At 51.9% G+C, this 3,958-nt stretch carries 2 protein-coding genes and 1 pseudogene; all 3 read right to left on the reverse strand.

Annotated features, from left to right (window positions below; all coding sequences use genetic code 11):
• Positions 1-195 (reverse strand): annotated as a pseudogene (locus RTK32_RS19840) (ChiP family protein); the annotation flags it as partial.
• 283 nt (positions 196-478) lie between these two features.
• Positions 479-2,146 carry a glutamine--tRNA ligase gene (gene glnS / locus RTK32_RS19845; protein ID WP_312046970.1) on the reverse strand — a complete coding sequence of 556 codons (1,668 nt, stop codon included), beginning with the start codon at positions 2,144-2,146 and terminating at the stop codon, positions 479-481.
• 140 nt (positions 2,147-2,286) lie between these two features.
• The coding region (gene nagE, locus RTK32_RS19850) for a PTS N-acetyl glucosamine transporter subunit IIABC (RefSeq protein ID WP_312046971.1) at positions 2,287-3,958 on the reverse strand (1,672 nt) is incomplete at its 5' end.

Below are 3,958 nucleotides of genomic sequence, written 5' to 3' on the forward strand. Positions count from 1 at the left end.
GTTAAAAGTAGAATGGTGTAGGTTTTCTGTATACTGGCCGTAATTATTATGAACCGGATCCAACTCTTTCCTGTCGCGCTGTCTTTGCCAGTAATAAATACCGCCGGTCAGCGTTGAGTCATCAATAAACCCGGCTGCGGAAGACGAAGGAACATAAAAGCTAACCGTGAGTGCAGAGCCACAGGCGACAAGCATCGCCAGCGCTTTTTCTGTTAAATTGACAGCGCGCATTGAGAAATCCTTATCAAAAGAGATATAAAAAATACAAAGATAAATTATAAAAATAATACAAGGCACTTATTCAGGTGCATATTAATTATATTTACCGCACAGATAACTGGCAATTAATAATGATTATTAAAAGCGCAAAATATGATGTAAAACGGGTTGTATTATATTTGTGGATTAACCGTTACTCAGATGAATATTTTATCCAAAAAAAAAGCAGCCCTAAGGCTGCTTTTTTATTAATCATTACTTATTCGCCGCTTTTAGCCCAGGTATCGCGCAGGCCCACCGTGCGGTTAAACACCAGATGGCTGCTGCTGGAGTAAACACTGTCCGCACAGAAATAACCTTCGCGTTCAAACTGGAACGGGCTGGAAACTTCTGCCGCCTGCAGGCCGGGTTCGACAAAGCCCTGGCGGATAACCAGCGAGTCCGGATTAATGGTGGTCAGGAAGTCCTCGGCGCTGGCAGGATTTGGCACGCTGAACAGACGATCGTAAAGACGGAATTCAGCTGGCTGCGCATGCTCGGCGGATACCCAATGGATAACGCCTTTTACCTTGCGTCCGTCCGCCGGATCTTTACTCAGTGTATCGCTATCGCAGGTGCAGAACAGACAGGTAATGTTGCCTTCTTCGTCTTTAGCCACGCGCTCCGCTTTGATAACGTAAGCATTACGCAGACGCACTTCTTTCCCCAGCACCAGGCGCTTATAGTGCTTGTTGGCTTCTTCACGGAAATCGGCACGATCGATATAAATCTCACGGCTGAACGGCACTTCACGCGTTCCCATCTCCGGCTTGTTCGGATGGTTTGGCATGGTAATGATTTCTTCATAATTGGCCGGCAGGTTTTCGATGACCAGCTTAACCGGATCGAGAACCGCCATTGCGCGCGGCGCATTTTCATTGAGATCGTCACGGATACAGGACTCCAGAGAGGCCATCTCAACGATGTTATCCTGCTTGGTAATACCGATACGACGGCAGAATTCGCGAATCGAGGCGGCTGAATAGCCGCGACGACGCAAACCGGAAACGGTCAGCATGCGCGGATCGTCCCATCCTTCCACGATTTTTTCGGTCACCAGCAGGTTCAGTTTGCGCTTGGACATGATGGCGTATTCAAGATTCAGGCGCGAAAACTCGTACTGGCGCGGATGCGTCGGGATGGTGATATTGTCCAACACCCAGTCGTACAGGCGACGATTGTCCTGGAACTCCAGCGTACAAAGCGAATGCGTAATGCCTTCCAGCGCGTCAGAAATGCAGTGGGTAAAGTCATACATCGGGTAGATGCACCACTTGTTACCGGTCTGATGATGCTCAGCAAACTTAATGCGGTAAATCACCGGATCGCGCATCACGATAAAGTTAGAAGCCATATCGATTTTTGCACGCAGGCAGGCGCTGCCTTCGGCAAACTCACCGTTGCGCATTTTCTCAAACAGCGCCAGGTTCTCTTCCACGCTGCGATCGCGGTAAGGGCTGTTTTTGCCCGGTGACGTCAGGGTGCCGCGATATTCACGGATCTGCTCTGGCGACAGCTCGTCCACATAGGCCAGACCTTTATTAATCAACTCAACGGCATAGTGGTGCAGCTGGTCAAAATAGTCAGAGGAATAACGGACCTTGCCGCTCCACTCGAAGCCCAGCCACTGCACGTCACGCTTGATCGATTCGACATACTCCAGATCTTCTTTGACCGGGTTAGTATCATCGAAACGCAGATTACACTCGCCCTGATAATCCTGAGCAATACCAAAATTCAGGCAGATTGATTTGGCGTGACCAATGTGCAGATAGCCGTTTGGCTCCGGCGGGAAGCGGGTATGCACGCTGTTGTGCTTACCGGTCGCCAGATCTTCGTCGATGATCTGACGAATAAAGTTAGTTGGGCGGGCTTCAGCCTCACTCATCTTAATATCCTCTGGAATACTTTAGTGCGGGAAATAACGGAGTATGATCCACAAAGCCGTACAGGGAAACAACCGTTTGTTCGCGTATCGCATAAAAAAGGGCGGGAATCGCTTCCCGCCCTCGTTTTTTTCCACTGTTATCAGCCGGTGATTTCGCAAAGCGGGCTTTTGCCAGCGACCACAGTATCGCCTGCGACCAGTTTGATACCGCTGAAGTCCTCAATGTTGGTAACGACAACCGGGCTAATCATCGATTTTGCATGACTGTTAAGCCAGGCCAGATCCATCTCCAGAATCGGTTCGCCCGCTTTCACCTGCGCGCCCTCTTGCACCAGCCGCGTAAAGCCTTTCCCTTCCAGCGCAACGGTGTCGATGCCCATATGCACTACCACTTCCAGGCCTTTTTCGGTTTCCAGACAGAAAGCGTGGTTGGTATTGAAGATTTTAAGGATGGTACCGCTGGCGGGTGAGACAACCGTGCTGCCGGTTGGTCTGATGGCCACGCCCTCGCCTACTGCCTTGCTGGCGAAGGCTTCATCCGGTACCTGCTCCAGCGCCACGATTTCCCCACTTACCGGCGCCAACAGCGTTTCAATCACGCCTTTCGCAGCGACAGCCGGTGCAGGCGGCGTGGTTGGCGAGACGGTAGCGGCACTGCTGCTGACGACCATCGGCGCGACCGGTCCTTTGGCAATGATTTTTTTCATCGTCTCCGCCACGGATTCCGCTTTGGCACCGATGATAACCTGTATGGTTTGTTTGTTTAGCTTCACTACGCCCGATGCGCCCAGGCGCTTACAGGCCGCATCGTTTACCTGTGCGGCATCTTTTACGGAAAGACGCAGGCGGGTAATGCAGGCATCAATCACATTCAGGTTTTCCGAACCGCCGATGGCGGCAATATAGTGGCGGGAAAGCTGTTCCAGCCCCTCTTCTGTGTTGCTATTGGCCTCTGCCTCCGGCTGCTCACCCGCATCCTCACGTCCTGGTGTTTTCAGGTTCATGATGCGGATAACCGCGCTGAACAGCGCAAAGTACACCACAAATGCAATCGCGCCCATCACCAATAATATCCAAACATTACGGCTGGCCGCAGGCAGGTTATACATCAGCACATAGTCGATTGCGCCGGCAGAGAAGGAGAAACCGGCATGAATACCCAGCGCCGTTGCCACATAAAGACTGATGCCCGTCAGGATAGCGTGGATCAGATAAAGCATGGGCGCCAGGAACATAAACAGGAATTCCAGCGGTTCCGTTACGCCGGTCAGGAAAGCCGTTACCGCAACCGAAAGCAACATCCCGCCAACCATAGGACGACGTGCTTTAGGCGCGGCCATATACATTGCGAGTGCTGCGCCCGGCAGACCAAACATCATAATAGGGAAGAAGCCGGACATAAACATGCCCGCCGTGCCGTCGCCAGCATAGAAACGATTGATATCGCCATGAAAAACAGCGCCTGCTGCATTGGTAAATTCGCCGATTTGGAACCAGGCGATAGTATTCAATACCTGATGCAGGCCGGTTGGGATCAGCAGACGGTTAACAAAACCGAATACGCCTGCGCCAAACGCGCCAGCTGAGACAATCCACTCGCCGCCCGCATGAATAGCGTTTTGCACAGGTGGCCAGACGTAGCCAAAAACTGCAGCCAGAATCAGACAGAAAAAGCCGGTTGCGATAGGAACAAAACGCTTACCGCCGAAAAAGCTGAGGAAGTCGGGCAGCTTGATATCTGCCCAGCGGTTGTAGGTAGCCCCGGCCACCAGACCCGTAATGATCCCGGCGAGCACCCCCATATTCACTGCA

Origin of the sequence: Erwinia sp., from assembly GCF_031978025.1 — a bacterium.
Classification (GTDB): domain Bacteria; phylum Pseudomonadota; class Gammaproteobacteria; order Enterobacterales; family Enterobacteriaceae; genus Erwinia.

Coding starts and splice junctions, on each gene's coding strand:
- glnS (WP_312046970.1), bottom strand. CDS start 2,146: ATGAGTGAGGCTGAAGCCCGCCCAACTAACTTTATTCGTCAGATCATC.